The sequence below is a fragment of the Micrococcus sp. HMSC31B01 genome, assembly GCF_001816085.1.
GTDB lineage: Bacteria > Actinomycetota > Actinomycetes > Actinomycetales > Micrococcaceae > Micrococcus > Micrococcus luteus.
In genome coordinates, this window is the sequence record NZ_KV824962.1 from 1,272 (window position 1) to 2,014 (window position 743).

Annotated in this window: 1 protein-coding gene; it reads left to right on the plus strand. The window is 76.4% G+C overall.

Annotated elements, in window-relative coordinates; translation table 11 throughout:
* A partial coding sequence (locus tag HMPREF3105_RS02070; RefSeq protein ID WP_141762403.1) for a penicillin acylase family protein occupies window positions 1-743 on the plus strand: 743 nt, incomplete at both ends.

Below are 743 nucleotides of genomic sequence, written 5' to 3' on the forward strand. Positions count from 1 at the left end.
TTGCCACCGGGACGCGCACGGCGTGCCGACGCTCGTGGCCGCGTCCCTGCCCGAGCTGGCCTACCTCCAGGGGTGGCACGTGGCGACGGAGCGGGCCTGGCAGGTCGACTGCGAGCACCGCCGGGTCACCGGCATGAGCGCCGAGGTGTTCGGCCCGCCGGCGGTGGCGAACGACGTCGCCGCCCGGCAGATGGACCTGGACGGCGCGGCCCGCCAGGCGTTCAACGCCCTCGACGACGCGGAGGACCGGGCCTGGTTCACCCGGTTCGCCGACGGCGTGAACGCGGGGCTGGACGCCGGGGCCCGGCGCGCGCCCGAGTTCGCCGCCCACGGGGTGAAGCCGCTGCCGTTCGACCCGCACACGGCGCTCGCCCTGCACCTGGGCTACAACGTCTGGCTGACCAACGCGCCGGCCGCCCTGTTCCGCACCCTGCTGGCCGAGCGCTTCCCCGCGCTCGCCGCGGCGCTGATCTCGCCGCGCCCCGACGCGGACGGCTCGAACGCCTGGGCGGTGCGCGTCGGCGCCGAGGGCGCTCCGCTCGTGGCCGCCGACCCGCACCGGCTGCTCGAGCTGCCCGGCGTCTACCAGCAGGTGCGCCTCGTGGTGGAGGCCGAGCGTCCCCGGGACCGCGTCGACGTCGTCGGCCTGGCCTTCCCCGGTGTGCCGGGCGTCCCGCATGTGGGGCAGTCCGAGCACGTCGCGTGGGTGACGTCCTCGGCGATGGTGTCCTCGCTCGAGATGG